Source organism: Rhodococcus sp. NPDC057135 (assembly GCF_042670865.1).
Classification (GTDB): domain Bacteria; phylum Actinomycetota; class Actinomycetes; order Mycobacteriales; family Mycobacteriaceae; genus Rhodococcus_F.
Genome location: NZ_JBHUUU010000031.1, coordinates 1 through 19,695, shown reverse-complemented (window position 1 = coordinate 19,695; position 19,695 = coordinate 1). Strand labels below are relative to the sequence as shown.

General features: G+C 61.4%; 8 protein-coding genes. 4 read left to right on the top strand and 4 right to left on the bottom strand.

What is annotated here, in order from left to right; all coding sequences use genetic code 11:
• The coding region (locus ACFT1A_RS30755; RefSeq protein WP_378450077.1) for an amino acid adenylation domain-containing protein at positions 1–5,331 on the bottom strand (5,331 nt) is incomplete at its 3' end.
• Between the two features lie 260 nt (positions 5,332–5,591).
• On the opposite strand from ACFT1A_RS30755, the gene ACFT1A_RS30750 reads away from it, so the two are divergent.
• From ACFT1A_RS30750 to ACFT1A_RS30740, 3 genes are read left to right on the top strand one after another with little or no spacing between them, the layout of a single operon-like run.
• A complete protein-coding gene (locus ACFT1A_RS30750; RefSeq protein WP_378450076.1) occupies positions 5,592–6,416 on the top strand; it encodes an FAD binding domain-containing protein in 825 nt (274 codons plus the stop codon).
• Positions 6,413–9,106, top strand: coding sequence for a molybdopterin-dependent oxidoreductase (locus ACFT1A_RS30745; protein ID WP_378450075.1), 2,694 nt, complete (start codon positions 6,413–6,415; stop codon positions 9,104–9,106). The genes ACFT1A_RS30750 and ACFT1A_RS30745 overlap by 4 nt, the downstream gene beginning before the upstream one ends.
• Positions 9,103–10,074, top strand: coding sequence for an antibiotic biosynthesis monooxygenase (locus ACFT1A_RS30740; protein WP_378450074.1), 972 nt, complete (start codon positions 9,103–9,105; stop codon positions 10,072–10,074). The genes ACFT1A_RS30745 and ACFT1A_RS30740 overlap by 4 nt, the downstream gene beginning before the upstream one ends.
• A gap of 86 nt (positions 10,075–10,160) precedes the next feature.
• Here the strand turns inward: ACFT1A_RS30740 and ACFT1A_RS30735 are convergent, their stop codons facing one another.
• Together ACFT1A_RS30735 and ACFT1A_RS30730 are read right to left on the bottom strand one after the other, a co-directional pair.
• Entirely contained in the window at positions 10,161–11,399 is a 1,239-nt protein-coding gene (locus ACFT1A_RS30735) for a DUF222 domain-containing protein (protein WP_378450073.1), read from the bottom strand.
• A 118-nt stretch (positions 11,400–11,517) separates the two neighbouring features.
• Positions 11,518–14,622 (bottom strand): multicopper oxidase family protein, encoded by a 3,105-nt coding sequence (locus ACFT1A_RS30730; RefSeq protein ID WP_378450078.1) that lies wholly within the window; start codon positions 14,620–14,622, stop codon positions 11,518–11,520.
• Positions 14,623–14,870: 248 nt separating this feature from the next.
• Between ACFT1A_RS30730 and ACFT1A_RS30725 the strand changes: the two genes are divergently transcribed.
• Complete coding sequence (locus tag ACFT1A_RS30725; RefSeq protein WP_378450072.1) at positions 14,871–15,551, top strand: glyoxalase; 681 nt, start codon at positions 14,871–14,873, stop codon at positions 15,549–15,551.
• Between the two features lie 34 nt (positions 15,552–15,585).
• Here the strand turns inward: ACFT1A_RS30725 and ACFT1A_RS30720 are convergent, their stop codons facing one another.
• Entirely contained in the window at positions 15,586–19,695 is a 4,110-nt protein-coding gene (locus ACFT1A_RS30720) for an amino acid adenylation domain-containing protein (protein WP_378450071.1), read from the bottom strand.

Sequence of the window (19,695 nt, the reverse complement as noted above, 5' to 3'; positions counted from 1 at the left end):
CCGACCATCCAACACATCCACCAACGTCAAACCCCCCACCACCACCCCCACACCATCACAACCACCCACCACAAACCCACGCTCACCCGCAACAAGGATCTCCGCATCACCAACCGGCGCAGTAGGATTCGCCACGACCGACCTCAGTAGGCGGGCGAACCGCTCCCCGAACTCCGTAACCGTGCCGGCCTCGAAGATGTCCGAGGCATAGGTGAAGGCTGCATCGAAGCCGGCGGGAATGCCGTCCTGACCGCGCCGTTCGGAGAGCGCCAACTGCAAGTCGAATTTTGCGACACCGATATCCACCGGGATCGCATCGACAACGAGTCCTGGCAGTTCGAGATGGGGGTGGGTGATGTTCTGAAACTCCAACAGAACTTGGAAGAGGGGTGAATGCGACGTCGAACGTTCCGGCGCAATCGCGTCGACAACGCTCTCGAACGGCACCTCGGTATGCCCGAACGCTGCCAGATCCACTTCGCGAGTCCGGGCAAGAATGTCCTCGAAAGTCGCGGCAGTATCAATGGCGGTTCGCAAGACCACCGTGTTGACGAACATCCCGACCAGATCGTCGAGCGCTTGCTCAGCGCGCCCTCCCACCGGAGTGCCGATTGCTATGTCGGCCGAGTCGCTCAGTCGCGCCAACAGCACCGCCAACACCGCGTGCAGCACCATGAAGGGAGTTGCGTTGACGCGCCGCGCGAGATCGAGAAGGTCACTGTGCACGTCCGCGGGCACCGAGAATCGGACCGCTTCACCGCGCATGGACCGTTCGGCCGGTCTCGGTCGATCCAGCGGAAGGTCGATCACGTCAGTCAGTCCGGACAGGGTCGATGTCCAATAGTCCAACTGCTTCGACGCGAGAGTGTCCGGATCGGCGTCACCTCCGAGTAACTCGACCTGCCATTGGCTGTAGTCGGCGTACTGGACGGGCAACGGGGGCCAGCCCGGTATCTGATTCGCTGCTCTCGCTTCGTAGGCGCGGGCCAGGTCGCGGGCGAGCGGCTCGAGGGATGCTCCATCCGCCGAAATATGGTGAACAACCAGCACGAGCACATGTTCGTCCGGAGCGATCCGAAAGAGAGTGCCGCGAAGGGGCACGTCCACACTCACGTCGAATCCCTGTCGAGCGAGTTCGGCAATCCGCTCGTCCAGTTCTTCCTCGTCCGCTGCTTCCTCGTCCCACGACATCTGCGACATCACGCGCTCCGGGGGAACTACGACCTGCAGTGGGCCGTCCACCGAGGCGGGGTAGACGGTTCGAAGCGATTCATGACGATCGACGACATCTCCCACTGCGGCCCGCAGCGCAGCGGCATCCAATGCTCCTGCGAGTCGAACCGCCATGGGAATGTTGTAGGCCGGGGACGACGTGTCGAACTGGTTGACAAACCACAGGCGTTGTTGCGCCAGGGACACCGGCACTGTGTCCGGACGCGAATGTCTCTGCAAGAGAGGACGCCTCGATCGAGAATGATCGGGGCCGGATGCCTTCGCGTCACGCACTTTCACCGCCAGTGATTCGACTGTCGGTGCCTCGAACAATGCTCGCACCCCGAAATCGACTGCGGCACCGGAGTTGACACGCGCGATCAGCCTCGTCGCAACCAGCGAGTTCCCACCAAGATCGAAGAAGTTGTCACCGATGCCGACCTTCGCGACACCCAGGACGTCAGCAAAGATCTCGGCCAGCAAGTTCTCTTCGGCGCTCACAGGTGGCCTGAACTCGACCGATCGACCGATCAACTGCGGTGCAGGTAATGCCCCACGATCAACCTTTCCCGACGGACTGATCGGCAACTCGTCGAGAAGAACAAACGCTGCGGGCACCATGTACGACGGCATGCGGTCCGCGACGTACTGCGTCAACTCGGCCGTCGACAGCGCACTCCCGCCGATAGGCACGACGTACGCGACGATCATCGTGGCGCCGGAGGGAGCGGCACTCGCCACGGTAACTGCATTCTCGACCTGCGGGCACGACTGTACGACGGTGTCGATTTCCCCGAGCTCGATCCGGAATCCACGAACCTTCACCTGGAAGTCGCTACGACCGACATACTCGAGCGCACGGCCGCGCCGGACGCGAACCAAGTCCCCCGTTCGGTACATCCGCTGCCCGGTGGGTCCGAAAGGGTTGGCCACGAATCGTTCTGCCGTCAAGGCGCGCTTTCGGTGATAGCCACGCGCGAGCGCTTCACCCGAGATGTACAACTCCCCCGCGACACCGTCGGGAACGGGGCGCAATCGCGGATCGAGCACGATCTCGTGGAATCCACGGAGCGGTCCACCTACGGTGATTGTCTCCGACGACGCCAACGGTTCGCTGATGTTCGACATCACAGTGGCCTCGGTCGGACCGTAGGCGTTGCACAGTCTCCGACCCGGAGCCCACCGCTGTACGAGTTCCGGTGGGCACGCCTCCCCACCGAACACGAGATTGCCGAAGTCCGAAAGACCATCGGGTGACACTGTTCCTAGCGCCGCGGTCGTGACAAAACCATGCGTGATCTGCTCGGAGCCGAGGAATCGGGACAGCTCGTCCCCACCGAAGATGGTGCTCGGGGCGATCACCATGGCCGCTCCGGCACCGAAGGCCAGCAGATATTCGAAGATGGAGGCGTCGAAACTCGGCGTCGAGAAGTGCAGCGTACGGGAGTTCTGCGTCGCACCGAACCTCGAACGCTGCTCGCCGGCAAGATCTTCCAGACCACGATGGGAGACAATCACTCCCTTGGGGAGGCCGGTCGAACCCGAGGTGTAGATCACGTACGCCGGATTGTCGGGCCGGAGTGGGTACATCCGATCGATGTCGGAGACGGAGCGCCCGGGCAACTGTGCGCAGTGGGCACGGAACTCAGGGTCGTCCATCGCCATCCACGGAACCGAATCCGGTAACCGGTGGAGTTCCGAAACGACCGTCAGTCCCAGCGTGGCGCCGGAATCGGTCAACATGTAACGAACACGTTCAGACGGATAAGTCGGATCCACGGGCACAAATGCCGCACCCGCCTTGGCCACCGCCAACATGGCGACAACTGATTCGATCGAGCGCGTCAACCCCAGCGCCACAAGGTTTTCCGGACCAATTCCGCGGGCAATCAACATTCGAGCCATTCGACTGGAATCCTCGTCGACTTCTCGATACGACAACTCGTCACCGAGATACGAGAGAGCTACGCGGTCGGGATGTTGCCGCGCCGCGCCGTCGAACAAGTCGGCGAGGGTGCGATGCGAAGTGCGAGGGCCACTGCGGTCAGGCCGTGTCGCGGATCGTTCGTCCTCCGACAGGATGTCGATGTCGCCGATCACGACCGGCGGACCCGTGGTGAGGGATTCCAGGATGTGCGCGAACCGTAAACCCAGACCACGTACCGTTTCGGGATCGAACAGATCGGTAGCGAACTCGAGCACCACCGTTATTCCGGACGGTTCACCCTCCGCGTCGAAATTTTCCACCGCACATACGCCGAGGTCGAAACGGCCAACGTCACGAGGTCGCTCGTCGGTGCTGCCGACGCACTCGAACGTCACCTGAACGACCGGTGCATACGCGGGCACATCTTCCACGCCGAGCGCCTGCGCCACCTGCTCGAGCCGTATCTCACTGTGCAGCAGCGCATTACTGCGAGCCTCGGAGACGCTGTGCAGGAGCGTCGTGAACGGCATCTCCAGATCGATGCGATTGCGGACGGCCACCAGGTTCGCGCCGAATCCCGTCGGCGCACCGATCACCACGTCCGAAGCTCCGGACAACCGGCTCACCAGGAGCGCAAAGCCTGCGTGTAAGACCGCACGTGTGTCCGTCACGAGATCACTCGCCGTGGCGGTGATCCGAGTGTGAGTGTCGGCGCCGACCCGAACGTCGACCTGTCCGCTTTGCAGCGATTGCGCTGCCGGCCGGGGTCTATCGGACGGAAGTTGCAGCAGTTCAGGTGCCCCGGCGAGCTGATGTCTCCAATACGCGAGTTGCCGATCTTCGCGGCGTCGTCGCACACCCTCGCGCGCAGTCAGGTCGTGAACTGCCGAGAGTTCGGCACCGGGATCGGCCGCGATCAGCTCTTCCACTAACTCGAGGAAATTCCGGTGGTGATCGCGCAAACCCGCGACCTCGTACCGGTTCGGGTTCGCCCGAAAATCGACACGCAGCCTGTCGCCACTCGGGTAGACGTTGACCAGCAGATCCTCCACCGGACCGGACGTGACTATGTGGTACTCGCCCACCATCTCGCCCAGTTGAACCTCCTGGCGGAACAGCATGACGTTGACCATGGGGCCGGCAAACGAGTCTTCTTCCTCCACAACGCTCTTCACGCCCGCGTCCCGACGGATGTCGTCGAGGCTGCAGCGCTGATGTCGCAATGCACCCATGAGCTCACGCTGGACCCGCGCGACGAGTTCCCCGACGGTATCGACCCCGGCCGTCGCGATCACCAACGGTGCGACGCTGACCATCATTCCGCCCGAGTTGCGTAACAGCGCCGTTGTCCGCCCGGACATCGGAACATGGATATGGACAGTCTCTTTCGCGGTCAACCGCGAGAGGTACAGCGCGAGTGCAGCGATGACTGTTGCAGCTTGGTTCTCGGATTCGTCGAGTCGGGCACCGCCGAGGCGTGAGAGGAGAGCACTCTCGAGTGCGCTCTCGGGTTGTGCGGGCCCAGAGTCGTCCGCCAGGGTGGTTGATCCGGCGACGGCCGCGTTCCGCCCGGCCCAGTACTCACGGTCGGCAAGGAATCGATCGGACGTTCTGTATTGCACGTCGATGTCGTAGAGCGTGCGCAGCGGCGCGGCACGAGCAGGTTTCGGGTCCTTCTTCGCCACCGCGGCCGAGTACCGGTGCGCGATACGGTTCATGGTGGTCATGGCACCGAAACCGTCGAGCGCTACGTGATGAATGCGGCTGTACCACAGGTAGTGCAGGTCACCCACACACAGCACAGCCGTCTCGACGATTTCGTCGACTGCCAGGTCGAGTTGCGTCCGACAATCTCGGCGCATCCATTCGAGCGCAGTCTCGAACGGATCCTCGGTCCCGCGGAAGTCGACAAAACCGACCGAGATTTCGGCAGTCGCATCCACGTACTGCATCGGTTGACCGTCGACCTCGATCACTTTCAGCAAGGGAGATTGGAACTCGTGTGCAACCGCTCGCGTTTCCCGATCCAACAACTCGACGTCCAATGCGCCGCGCAACTCGACGTAATGCGCAATCAAAATCGGGACCTCAGGATCGAGTTGTTGTGCGAACCAGGTTGCCCGTTGCGCGGCCGAGAGCGGAAAGTGCGTCTCATCAGAAGTGTCAGTCCGTTTGACCTCGAAGGGTTTCACAGTGTCCCGCCCCGCACGGTCGCCGCGGCCGCCGAGTGCGTAGCCGCGTCCGAATCAACAGCGCGAGAGCAAGAGGCTGATCGCGCCTCTCAAGCAGTCGTACCCAGAATCGGCCAGCACAAGCAGCGATCCACCGGCCGATGTCGCATACGTTTCACTCGCGCTTTGCGTGCCCGAAATGCACTAAAAGTGTGAATGTGTCCCGTCACCTCGGTAATGTCCCACTCCTGGACGACTCGTCCCCCGAGGGGAGCAGGCGCATGGACATCACCACCGTTACCGACGTGATACGCCGACCACCGGATCACCCAGGGGAAGTGTGGCGTCCAGGTGACGCCTGGCTTGCCGGTGGAACCTGGCTGTTCTCCGCCGAACAACCCGACACACGTCGACTCGTCGACCTCACAGCACTCGGTTGGACACCACTGGACGTCGGCGCGACTCACTTCAGTGTCGGAGCTACGTGCACAGTTGCTGAACTGTATGCGTTTGTACCACCGGACAATTGGCGCGCAAGTCCACTTATTCGCGTCAGTTGCGAATACTTCCTCTCCTCGTTCAAGGTGTGGAATGCGGCCACCGTCGGCGGCAACATCTGCATGTCACTTCCCGCCGGACCGATGATCACGCTGGCGGTAGCACTCGAGGCCACGTTCACACTGTGGGCTACCGACGGGGGTGTCAGAACCGTCGACGCTTGCGACTTCGTGACCGGCGACCACCAGAACGTCCTGGAGCCGGGCGAAGTTCTTCGCAGCATCGAGTTCCCGGTGCACGCACTCACCAAACGGCACGCCCACCGCCGATTCAGCCTCACTCATCTCGGGCGATCGACGATCTTCATGATCGCGGTGCAGACTCCTGGCACGGACGACTTTCACCTGACCATCACTGCGGGCACAACGCATCCGATCCGGCTGACGTTCGACGCGATGCCAGACGAAGAATCTCTGCGACGAGCTGTCGACTCCATCCCGACCGAGAGCTGGTTCGACGATCCCAACGGAGCCCCCGACCACCGCCTTCATCTCGCTCGTCACTACGCCGACGAGCTGCGAATCGAACTGACGGGGAGCCTGTCATGAGCTACACGGTGAACGAACGAAAGTTCGACGAGGAACCGTTCCCCGGTCAGTGTCTGCGCACATTCCTTCGGCAACTGGGACACCACGGAGTGAAGAAGGGGTGCGACGGAGGTGATTGCGGGGCCTGCACTGTGTGGCTCGACGGCGCACCGATCCACAGTTGCATCACACCCGCGTTTCGCGCCGACGGTCACGACGTGACCACGATCGAGGGACTCGGCACGCCCGAAGATCTCCATCCGATTCAGCAGCAGTTCCGAGACGCACCCGGATTTCAGTGTGGGTTCTGCACCGCTGGGATGATCATGACCTCGGCGGCACTCACCGACGAGCAGAAAGAAGACTTGCCGCGAGCGCTCAAGGGAAACCTGTGCCGCTGCACCGGTTACCGATCCATCGAAGACGCTGTCAACGGTGTCAGCGCCATCGAGGTTGCCCTCCCCGGTCAAGCAGTCGGAACAAGCGTAGGCGCGCCGGCGGCGACCGAGGTGGTAACCGGACGCGCCGAGTACACGATGGACACCGAAATCGACGGCATGCTGCACCTGAAAGTGCTGCACTCGCCTCACGCCCATGCACGCATCGTGTCCATCGACACCACCGACGCTCTCGCTGTCCCTGGCGTGCATCGCGTCTACACCTGGAAAGACGTGCCGCGCAAGCTCTTCACCACGGCAATTCATACCGACCACCTTGTTGACCCGGACGACACGTACATCCTCGACAACGTCGTACGTTTCGTGGGCCAGCGTGTCGTCGCCGTACTCGCCGACTCCGTCGTCGCCGCGGAAGAAGGCCGCCGGAAGGTGAAAGTCGACTACGAGATTCTACCGGCTGTATTCGATCCGGAAGAGGCCATGGCCGACGGCGCTCCGGCCCTGCACGGGTCCGACGATCCCTTTGTCAGAGATCCCGAACGCAACATCCTGCTCGAAATTCACGGCCACGTCGGCGACGTCGACGCCGGTTTCGCGGAGGCCGACGTCATCCACGAAGGCACCTACTTCTCTCCGCGGGTTCAGCACGCACACCTCGAGACGCACGGATCGATCTCGTGGATGGAAAATGGCCGCCTCCACGTTCGCACAAGTTCGCAGTCTCCCTCGATCGCCAAGGTCAAACTTGCCCACCTCTTCGACCTCCGCCCGGATCAACTACGAGTGTTCTGCAAACGCGTGGGCGGCGGGTTCGGCGGAAAACAAGAAGTGATCAGCGAAGATCTGGTGGCGCTCGCCACCCTGGACACCGGCCGTCCCGTCTGCCTGGAATTCACCCGCGAAGAAGAGTTCACCACCGCGTCACCACGTCATCCGATGAAGCTGACAATCAAACTTGGTGCCAAGTCGGACGGCACCCTCACGGCCTTTCAGTACCGAAACATCTCGAACACCGGTGCGTACGGAAACCACGGCGGAGAGACACTCTTTGCCGGCGGCGCGGCAGTCTCGCTCTACCGCTGTGCGAACAAGAAGTTCGATGCGTATTCCGTGTACACGAACAATGTTCCGAGTGGCGCGTTGCGCGGATACGGGATGACTCAACCTGCCTTCGCAGTGGAATCGGCGATGACCGAGCTGGCCGTCGCGCTGGACATGGACCCGCTAGAGCTGCGTCGACGCAATATCGTGCGACCGGGCGATTCGCTGGTCGCACTCGAGGACGGCCCCGACGACGTGATCTTCACCGAAGACGGACTGGGGCAATGCATCGATCTGATCGACGCCGCATTGAACCGCCATCCGGCCCCACCCCTCGGAGACGATTGGCTTATCGGGACCGGTACCGCAAGTTCTCTACATGAGACAGCACCTCCCACCGAGCACATTTCCGAGGCCTGGCTCACTCTCGGCGAGGACTGTGTGTACGAACTTGCCATCGGCACAGTCGAATTCGGCGAGGGAACCTCTACCGCCCACGTGCAGATCGCCGCGCATCAGCTGGGCACCACACCCTCGCGCGTGCGAATCATTCAGTCGGACACCGACCGAACCGGTTTCGACACAGGCGCTTTCGCCAGCGCCGGGCTGTTTGTTGCCGGCAACGCCGTCCTTCGCGCGTCGAACGCGCTACGTGACCGACTGCTGGCCTTCGCGGCACACCACACCGGCGTCGCGATAGACCAATGCTCGATGGACGACGACAAGATCGTCTGCGGTAGCACTCGGGTAACACTGCAAGAGTTACTCGAGGCTGCACGCCCGCGCGGGATCCGATTCACCGAGGCTCGGAAGGCATACGGGTCTCCGCGCAGCGTGGTGTCCAATACCCATGGCTTCAGGATTGCCGTCCACCGCATCACCGGTGAGATTCGCATTCTCTACAGCGTCCAAGCCACCGACGCTGGGGTGATCATCAATCCGGCGCAGGTGCGGGGACAGATCGAAGGTGGTGTCGCCCAAGGCATCGGCTTCGCCTTGACCGAGAACTTCCACGTAGACGCGCATGGCGCGATGATGAACCCGAACCTGCGTAACTACCGGATACCGACCTATGCAGACGTTCCTCGCACCGAGGTGATCCTCGTCGATTCGTCCGACTCCGTTGGTCCGCTCCGCTCCAAGGGAATGGCAGAGTGCTGCATCAATCCGGTTGCTCCTGCACTGGCGAACGCATTGCAGGATGCCACCGGGTCGCGATTCCGGTCGCTACCGCTCACCCCCGAGCGCATCTTCACGGGCCTGAACCGATGACCGCGAACACCTCGGCAGACAGCGCGGCAACAGTAATCATCGGCCAGCGAGTGCGCGCCGGACTGGAGAAAGAGTTCGAGGTCTGGCAGAAAGATCTCAACCGAGCAGCCGCAGATTACGCGGGCTTCCTCGGGGCAGAAATTGCGGCTCCGACGTCTACCCAACCTGATTGGGTGATCGTGTACCGCTTCGACTCCATCGCACATGTTCAAGCGTGGATCAACAGCGCGACGAGGCAGGACCACCTGGAGAACGGTCGTCAGTACTTCGACGGCCCGGCCACGCAGCAGGTCGTGAGCGGCGGGATCAAACCTCCGGACCCGTTGCTGACCGTCGTGGTGACGCACCGAGTCGGTGACGACAGCATCGACGAGTTCCTCGCCTGGCAGGACCGTCTTCGCGAAGTGGAGAGCGCTTTCGACGGATTTCGCGGCACCGAACTGTTTCGCCCCGTCGACGGTGTGCAGGATGAATGGACGCTGCTCTATCGTTTCGACAACGCCGCCCATCTCGACACGTGGCTGACTTCCCCTGAACGACAACAACTCCTCGCCGAGGGCCGCAAGTTCCACGACTTCGAACTGCGGACCGTCGACAATTCGTTCGGCAGTTGGTTTGCTTTCGACGAGAACGGAAACGAGGCCCCGCCACCTTCGGAGACAAAAACCTCGATCGCCGTCTGGGTCGGCCTCTACCCGACGGTCGTGCTCCTTACCCTGGCCCTGTCGCCGCTGAAGTTGCCGCTCTGGCTGGGATTGTTGATCGGCAATCTGCTGTCGAGCTTCATCATGAGTTTCTTCACGATGCCGTACTACGTGAATCGACTCCTGCGCCGTTGGCTGCGTCCACCTCCGGGGATTCCTGTGGCGAAGACGAACGCGCAAGGAGTGGCAATCGTTGCCGCTGTGACCTTGTTCTGGGTTGTCGTCTTCTACCTCGTGACTACTCAGTTCTGGTCGCTGCCTTGAACTCGACGGAACACGAAAACGCCAGCGTGTGCACCAGGGCATGATTCTTCCCCGGTACACGCGCTGGCCTTTTCAGTTATGTCGGTTCACGCCGCTGTCGGTGGACTGTTCCCGCCGATCGGCCGCTGATACGGATCAACGGACATCGGCGGATAGAACACCGCCTTCCGATCCGGGCCTATCTCGACCCTCCATTCGGTGTGGTGCAGTGTCCGATGGTGATGGCCACACAACAAGATCAGATTGTCGAGATCCGTTGGGCCACCATCATTCCAGTGAACAATATGATGAGCATCGCACCACCCCGACGGAGTTCCGCACCCTGGAAACGCGCACCCGCCATCACGCACCGCCAGCGCCCGCCTTTGCGGAACCGTCGCGGTTCTTGCTTCCTTGCCGCAGTCGAGCGGAACACCGTTCTCATCCAACAAAATTCGGGTGACCGTGCAGTCGCAGGCCAACATCCGGGCGGTGTCGATGCTGATCGGGCCCACCCAATCCGTCCACGCGAACCCGAGTTCCTCCGTCGACGGCAGGAGATCCTTCAAGGCTTTGAGGTCGGTCATGTCTTTCGCAGACGCAGTCAGAGTGATGTGCGGTTTCACTCCACCCTCGATCGGACCCAGTCCTGCCCGCTCGTACCGCCGCAACAACTCACAAAACCCATCCGCCCGCCGCAGCGCCGGAGTGCGAGTGTCCTTGACGCCGTCCTTCTCCGGCGTCGGCGCCGACAAACTCGACAACAACGTGATCAGACGGGCCCCGTTCACGGCATCCAGATCACCTTTCACCGACACGCGCCCGTACAAGCCTTTCGAGGCGTAGAACTCGTTACGCTCCGAATCCTCCCCGACAGGGACGCCGTCCTCACGTTTTCCGTACTGCTTCTCGATCCGGCGGATCGCTGCCCGTACCGCATCACAATCCGCAATGTTCTTCGACGCCAAGTCAAGCAGGATCCCGCGGGCCTTGTCCACATCCGCCGGCGTCATGTTCTTGGGCGGATGCTGACAAAACGACGCCACCTGACGCGCCTTCAACGCATCCACATCGCCCCGGTGAAAAGCATCCGCCACAACAGGTTCGAGCAAGAGCAACCGCGCCAAACTGACCAGCAGACTGCACTCACCGATCTCCAAATTCGTCGAACCATGCAACCACTGCGCGATCGCCCGAAAACCCTTCCCGACCAAAGTCTCCCGGGAAAACATCTCCACGATCAGCAACACCATCCGCGACTGCAACTCGTGCCGGACGCGCACCAGATCCAGAACCTCACTCTTGAGGCCCTCACCATCCAGCTGCCACGCTTCCCGACTGTCCATGCTCAAAGTTTAATCGAACATACTTTCGATAACCAGAGACATAACGGACAACTTCAGAAACGCTCAGAACTCGAGACCTGTTGAAATCGAACTACTTTCGAAACTGACGCAAACGCGATCATCGACCACCGAGCGGCAAGGCTCCCCCACCGACAGGATAGGGCGGGAGCGTTCCCACGAGCGTCGGTGTCAATGTAGTCGCGGACGGATCGGCGCGACCCAGCGTGAGTTTCCGAACTTCGGCACCCGTTCCGTTGCTACCACTCACAAGGAGATCCGCGCCGGTAGTCGTGCTCGTCGTCGCTACTTCGACGCCCGATCCTGGACCGGCGAACGGATCGAAGGCTGCGACTTCCCGAAACTCTACGTCCGCCGAATGATGGTCAGGGCTCTCGAGGTACATCTCGGGCGCGCCGTCGAGCCTGGATCCACTCGAGAAGACACGGACTGAACCCTCCCCTCCGAGCATGCCCGCCACGATCGATTTGGCTCCGCCCTCAGCGCCGGCCACCCATCCCGTCGAGAGCGACACCCCGTCGCGATAGCCCTGATCGAAGGCCAAGAACTGTGATGTCGTCACCGGACCATCCGCATGACCTGCGTGTTCATCGGAGTCACCCTGCGTAGCTGCCGTCGTCTGGTACAGGTCGTAGCGGAACGTCTTGACCAAAGGCTCGTCGCCGGCACCCGGCGCGGTCACGATGCTCGCCCGACCGGAGTGACTGTCGACCATCCCAGTTGCAAAAGTGACGCCGCTACTCGAACCCGGATACGGAGAGAAGGAGCCGAATTCTGCCGGCGCGGACTTCTTGTCCGCTGGAAGGTCGGTGGAGTAGATCTTGACCTGCGACTCCATTCCTGGGCCCGACGCAACGATGATGTTGTCCGCCAGAGCATTTCCGTCGATGTCGACGCCGCCCACGTTCACTCCACCACGGAACCCCGAATCGAAAGGTGCAAATCTTGCCAACTCGTCGGTGAACGGCACGCCTCCGACTGCGTTGTACGCCACCACTTCCGGAGCCGAGCCTGCACCTGTTCCAGCCACCAGATCAAGCACCATGTCTCCGTTCACGTCGGCCATCGCAACACTCGGCGTGCCTTCGAACGACGGGAAGGGAGTGACGGTGGAGATCAGCTTGTCGCCGTTGGCATCGAATATCTGAACTTTGGCGGGGACTCCGGCCGAACCGGGCACCGCCACTGCGTATGTCGACACCTCTGGAATCACGTTGACAGTCGCCATCAATCCGTTGTCCTCGTGATTGAGTCGGTGGCAATGAATGACAAAGGTTCCGGTGTACTCGGTGAACTTCGTCCGCAACGTCACCGATGCTGGTTCCAGCGCATTCTCGTTCTCGTCCGTCACCGGCGCCGGCACGTTCACGTTGTCGATTCCCCAGGGCTGAACGCCCGTCGTGGTACCTGCGACGGGATCCACGACTTCCGTCACCTGGAAGTCGTTGACGTGAATATGCATCGGATGTTCGTCGTTGTTGAGGTTCGTGATCTTCCATTCCTCAACGGAATTCAAACGCGGTTGAATCAGCGGAATGTTGGGGAACGTGTTATCGGCGAACTCGTAGGTGAAGGCCTTCGGATCACTGTTGCTGGCCTTCTCGTTTCCGAATCCGCCCGAGACAGTGAGGTTGCGGGTCACGTCGGGCGTCATCGCTGCGGTATCCACGAAGGAGGTGTAGGTGTCCAGTTTTTGTCCGAAGTCGAATGGAGTCGTCTTTCCTTCCCCCTCATCTGGTGTCGCACGGATCAACTGTTGAGTCGGGAACGTGAAGAATCCGTCCGCGTAGCTGATCACCGACGGGTCGACAGTGACGGTTCCGAGTTCGGCCGGCGGATTGTCGGTGCCGTTGTTTGTGTACAGAATGCCTGGATTGCTCACCGGCTTTGCACCTTCGAGCGGTGGCATCTCCAGCACCAGATCGCCGGCCTCCGGCATCGTCACCGCAATCGCGTATCGCGAGGCCGGCGGAATCACCAGCCTGGTTCCGTCGCCGTCCACAGGTGGCCTGACCTCGTCGAACGGATTTCCGTCCTGGCCCACGATCGCGAACTTCGGATGAGCGCCGGTTGCAGTTTCCGTCAACGTGACCGGCATGTAGGCGAAGTCGCTGATGTTCGCGAGGACCCAGATCTCGGTCTGACCCGGCTTCAATCTCAGGGACGGCTGAAATTGACCGTTCACGGTGTACTGCACGTCGCGTTGGTTGTCGGGCAGGGAGGGGTCAGCCGGGACTCTCGTCGATTCGCCCGCGAAGCTCTGAAGGTTGCCTGGCACGAATTGATTCTGTCCACGATGGTTGGCCGGCGACAGCGGTCCGCTGTACCAGTTGGTGAAATACTGTGCTCCCTCCGTGGTTTCCGAGAAATTCACGGGCGCCAAGCTCGGACGGTAGGTACCGTCGGCTAATTCCGCGCCGGTGGGCGGCGTCAAGGTACTGACGAATTGGGGCCAGTTCGCGTCGTTGAGTTGCCGGCCCTTCCCCTTGCGGTCGAACACGAAGTTGTACTGCAGTGCCATATCGCGGATCGGAATGTCGTTCGCCGTCACGACAGGCAAATTTCCGTCCGGCCGGCCGATTTCCAGTAGTCCGGCCAGACCCATGTAAGTCTGCTGCGCAGTGAGGGTGTGCCGGTGACTGTGATACCAGTACAGACCGTTCGGCATCGTCCCCGGAATCGCGTAGTCGTAAACATTTCCCTGGCCGGCGGGGATGTTGAGCAACACGTTGTCGGCATTACCGTCCGGACTCACGTGAACTCCGTGCGTGTGCAGATTCAGTGGAGCCGACGACAGCGCCGGCGGATAGATCGGCACATCCCCGCCCGCCGGAGTGAACGCCGGATCGTAGAAGTCCTCGACCGTGAGATCCTGCAGATCGTTGTCGTAATGAATGATCAACCGCTCCCCGGGGTTGACCCGGAGAGTCGGCGCCGGATAGACGTCACTCGCCGAGGTCGACCCGTCCGAGGCCGTACCGCGAATGACTTCGTACCCGAACAGCAGGAAATTCGACACCGGCGCCGACGCGGTATCGAGCGGAATCACTCCCTGATGAGCGGACAACCGCACTTCGAGGACACCATCTCGACTGCTCAGTTTCACCGGCTCCCGGTAGTCGACAGGGGCACCGTCCGAGCCGTAGTGAGCGCCCGCCTCAGGCGCCGATTCACCGGAGGTACACGCGCCCAACGCCACCGTCATCGACACCACTACTACCGCGGCCAACGACTTTCCTCGCAGTGCGATCACTGGTTTCCCCGTTCCATGGTGGCGTGAGATACGTCCGATCAGCGCTCATCAGCCTATCGAGAAAACATCCGCTGAACAGGATATTCACGACAAATTGCCCGCGCAGTGCCCGCTTCCGAGATACATGCCGCATGGTGGCTCACCAAACCGATCAGGAATCGAGAAGCACGGCCAAGGGACCCGCAATTACCTTGAAACACATGAACACACCACAGAAGTCCACTTCCAACCACACGTCGTCAAACCACACGTCGGCAGGGAGCGCCCAGAGGACCACCGCGCAGTCCGTGTTCCTCGACGTCCCGGACCTCGCGGCAGCCGAGGCCTTTCACGACGCTCTCGGCGTCCGAGATCGAATCCAGCTACGCGAATCCAACGAACCGACAACCGGGTTTCGTGGATATACGCTTTCGCTCGTCGTCTCCCAACCGAACATCGTCGACGCATTCGTCGGCGCAGCGCTCGCAGCCGGTGCCACCGAGTTGAAGCCGGTCAAGAAATCCCTCTGGGGATACGGCGGAGTTGTTCAGGCTCCCGACGGTTCGATCTGGAAGATCGCCACGTCGTCGAAGAAGAACAACGGGCCGGCCACCCGCACGATCGACAACCTCGTGCTACTGCTCGGCGCCGAAGACGTCAAGGCCAGCAAGCAGTTCTACCTCGACCATGGACTCGAGGTGTCCAAGAGCTTCGGCCGCAAGTACGTCGAATTCATCAGTGCAGCAGGCAATGTCACACTGGCACTGTATGGGCGGCGCGCCTTGGCGAAGGATGCCGGGCTCGCTCCGGAAGGCACCGGATCGCACCGGATCACCATCACCGGCGCTTCCGAACCCTTCGCGGATCCCGACGGTTTCGCCTGGGAGAGCGCCCTTTCCTGATCCGGACGGTGTCCTGCCGGCACGCCCGAGCGACTCAGGACATCCCGCGAATCCTCTCCAAGCTGTGCGCGATCATCGGACCAACGGTCTCGAGCGCAGCGGGCGAGGTGATGTCCCAGTGAGTGCACTCGACGGGATGATTCACGATATCCCCGCTCACGTACGCACGCCATGAATCGGCTCCACGGTTCAGCCACGGATCATCCAGCGCTGCAGTGAAGTACAGCACGTCACCATCGAAGATCCCCGGCTGATAGGTCTTCATCAACGTGTCGTTGTGCTGGGCCGCAAAGACAAGCCTGCCGACCTTTTCCGCAGTCAGTTCACCCATCGCTTGCGCGAACTCGAGGCCCATATCCGAGACGTCTTCTGCGTCCGAATCTTCAGTGCCTTCAGTGCCTTCACTGTCTTCACTGTCTTCACTCTCTTCACTGTCTTCAGCGGCACGGGCGAAGCTGTCCAGCATCACCAACGAATCGACCGACTCGCCCGCTGCCTGCAATTGCACCGCCATCGAATGTGCGATCACTCCGCCCAGCGACCAACCGGCGAGGTGGTAGGGGCCTTCAGGCTGGATTCGCCGCACCTCCTCGAGATACCTGGCAGCGGTGAGTTCGATGGACTCCGGCAACGGGTCCCCGGACGAAACTGCCGGAGTTTGGATTCCGTACATCGGAGTTGCCGAATCGATATACGGCGCCAAGCCGGCGTAACTCCAGGCCAGGCCGATGATCGGATGGACGAAGAACATGGGCGGCCGTTCACCGGTGGTTCGAATCGGGAAGACTACGTCCAGCGCACCGGCAGTGTCTTGTCGGGAATCGATACGCATCGCAATCGACGCCGGAGTCGGCTCGGTCATCAACCACTGCAGCGGTATCTCGCGGGCGAGGGAAGCCCGCAGCTTTGTCACCACCCGAATCGCCGACAGTGAGTTGCCACCGAGTTCGAAAAAGTTGTCGTCGGCGCCGATGTCAGCGATTTCGAGAACCTCAGAGAAGGCCCTGGCCACAGCGATTTCCGAAAGTGTGCTCGGTTCCCGATACACGATCTTCGACGCAAAATCAGGAGTCGGCAATGCCTTCTCGTCGACCTTCCCTGTCGGTGTTGTCGGCACCTTGTCGATGAAGACGACGGCACTCGGGATCATGTGACGCGGCAAGAACTCGGATACGAATGCGATGACGTGGCCCGCCTCTGGCGCAGTTCCCGGTGCCGGCACGACGTACGCCACCAGCGCCGTGTCCCCGGACGGTGTCCGCCTGCCGAGGGCCATGGCCACATCGACGTCCGGGTGGGCGTGCAGTGCCGCATCTATCTCACCGAGTTCGATGCGGTGACCACGAATCTTGACCTGACTGTCGGTCCTGCCCCGATACTCGATGGTGAGTTCGGGTGTCCACGCTGCGATGTCACCCGTTCGATACATACGATCCCCCGGCTGCCCATGCGGATTGGGAACAAATCGGGTCGCCGTGAGCACGGGCTGATCGTGGTATCCCCGGGCTAGAGCCGGCCCCGACACGTACAGCTCACCCGGTGTCCCGATCGGCACCGGTAGCAGTCGAGCGTCGAGGATCACCGTGCCGAAACCGCGTACGGGCGATCCGATCGTGACCGGCTTCCCCGCGACAAGATCACCGACGGTGGAGATGTCGGTGGCCTCGGTTGGTCCGTACCCGTTGAGCATGGTTCGACCAGGCTGCCAACGATTGACCAGTTCGGCGGAAACCGCTTCACCGCCGACACCGAGAACTCGAAGCTCCTCGAGCCCTTCCGGTTCCATCGACGTCAACATCGCCGGAGTGATCAGTGCGTGGGTGACCTCGCGGTCGATCATGAACCGCGACAACTCGTCGCCGCCGAGAATGGAGGGTGGTGTGACGACCAGAGTCGCCGCCGCGGAGAGCGCCGACATCATCTCTCCGACCGACATGTCGAAGCTCGGTGAGGTGTTGTGCAGGAATCGTGAGTGCGAGTCGACGCGATAGTGCTCACGACGTTCGGCTGCAAGGTTCGCGAGACCACCGTGGGTGACCACGACTCCTTTCGGCTTCCCCGTCGAACCCGAGGTGTAGATCATGTATGCCGGATTGTCGATTCGTGCGGGTGTGTCGAGAGGGCTCACCGGGGCTGCCGCCAGTTCTTCGGCGATGTCCTCGAGAATCAGCCATTCGACGTCGTCGGGCAGGAACCGACGATGCTCGGCAATCGTCACACCGAGCTTTGCCCGAGAGTCTCCGAGGATGTGCTCGATGCGATCGGCCGGATAGCTCGGGTCGACCGGCAGATACGCGGCACCGGTCTTGGCCACTGCCCAGACTGCGAGCACCGACTCGAGTGATCGTGGAAGAGCGAGAGCCACAAATGTTTCCGGCGAGACTTCTCGTTCGAAGAGAACGTGAGCCAGACGGGTCGAGAGTTCGTCGGCTTCGGCATAGGTGACGGCGCGGTCGTTCCACAGGAAGGCAATCCCCGCCGGATTCGACGAGACCGCAGCAAAAATCAGCTCGGAAAGCGTCGCCGGATGCGCCGCTGCCAGGCCTCGCACCGGCACCAGCAGGTTCTGCTCGTCACGATTCAGAACGTCGACATGACCGAGAACTCTGGCCGGGTCTTCGGTTAGTTGCTCGAGCAGCATGACGAATCGCTCGGCAAACAATGCAACCGTGGACCGGTCGAACAGATCGGTTGCGTAGGTCAGCGATCCACTCACCGTTACCGACTCGGTGTCTGAGACTTCGGATTCCGCGGTCTCGAACAGCGTCAAGGCAAGATCGAATTGAGCTGGAGTGACGTCGAATTCGAGAGCCGACACACGAAGGTCAGGAAGCTCGAAGACAGCGTCCTCGACGTACTCGTAGGCCAGCGCAACTTGGAATATCGGTGTGTGAGCTTGTGAGCGAACAGGTTTCAGAACATCGACAAGCCTCTCGAAGGGTACATCGACGTGGCCGAATGCGCTCAGATCTCGGTCACGTACCTGATCGAGCAACGCCGAGAACGTCAGTGCGGAGTCGACATCTGTTCGCAGAACGACTGTGCCGACAAACATTCCGATCAAATCCTCGACAGCGGCCTCACCTCGTCCGGACACCGGTGTGCCGACGACGATGTCGGTGCTCGCCGACAATCTCGCCAGCAGCGCCGCATACACCGCGTGGATCACCATGAACACACTTGCGTGATGGAGATCGGCGATCTCACGTACGCGATCCATGACTTCGGGCGCGATGTCGAAGCGAACCATCGCACCGTTCTGGGTGGCCACCGCCGGGCGTGGTCGATCGGTCGGCAATTCCAGTACGTCCGGGATCCCGTCCAACGTTGTTTTCCAGTAGTCGATTTGAGTCGATGCGATGCTGTTCGGGTCCGCCTCGTCACCGAGGAGCGCCCGCTGCCACAGCGCAAAGTCGGCATACTGGATCTCCAGCGGCGCCCAGAAGGGCGGCTGGCCGGTGAGCCGCGCCGAGTAGGCAACCATCACGTCTCGAGCCAACGGCGCCATGGACACACCGTCCGCACTGATGTGATGGACCGACATCACGAGCACATGCTCGAATTCTTCGACTCGGAACAGCTTCACCCGAATCGGGACCGAGGCTGTGACGTCGAAGCCTTCGGAAAGGACGCCGAGTACGCGTGTGTCGAGGTTGACACTCTCTACATCGATCGGATTCAGATCGAACTCGACGTTTTCGGGTGGCAGGATGACCTGGACGGGGCCGTCGCCGTTGTCGGGGAACATCGTTCGCAGCGACTCGTGGCGTGCCAGGACGTCGCCCACCGCACCACGAAGTGCAGGGACATCGACGGCACCTGAGAGTCGGATAGCCAACGGAATGTTGTAGGCCGCAGACGCGACGTCGTATTGATTGAGGAACCACATCCGATTCTGCGCGAGCGAGAGTGGGATCTGTTCCGGGCGTGCGTGCGCAAGGAGGGCGAGCCGATCGGCACGCTCTGCATTATCGAGTGCCGCAGCAAGTTCCACCACGGATGGATGATCGAACAACGCTCGAAGCGGTAACGCGCTACCGGCGTGTTGATTGATGCGGCTGATGAGCCTGGTCGCATTGAGCGAATTACCACCCAACACGAAGAAATCATCATCCAACCCAACCCGCGACCCACACCCCAACAC

Bases quoted from the DNA above. Each gene is read 5' to 3' on its own strand.
- ACFT1A_RS30725 (WP_378450072.1), top strand. From the start codon at position 14,871: ATGAACACACCACAGAAGTCCACTTCCAACCACACGTCGTCAAACCAC.
- ACFT1A_RS30745 (WP_378450075.1), top strand. From the start codon at position 6,413: ATGAGCTACACGGTGAACGAACGAAAGTTCGACGAGGAACCGTTCCCC.
- ACFT1A_RS30740 (WP_378450074.1), top strand. From the start codon at position 9,103: ATGACCGCGAACACCTCGGCAGACAGCGCGGCAACAGTAATCATCGGC.
- ACFT1A_RS30735 (WP_378450073.1), bottom strand. From the start codon at position 11,399: ATGGACAGTCGGGAAGCGTGGCAGCTGGATGGTGAGGGCCTCAAGAGT.
- ACFT1A_RS30750 (WP_378450076.1), top strand. From the start codon at position 5,592: ATGGACATCACCACCGTTACCGACGTGATACGCCGACCACCGGATCAC.
- ACFT1A_RS30730 (WP_378450078.1), bottom strand. From the start codon at position 14,622: ATGACGGTGGCGTTGGGCGCGTGTACCTCCGGTGAATCGGCGCCTGAG.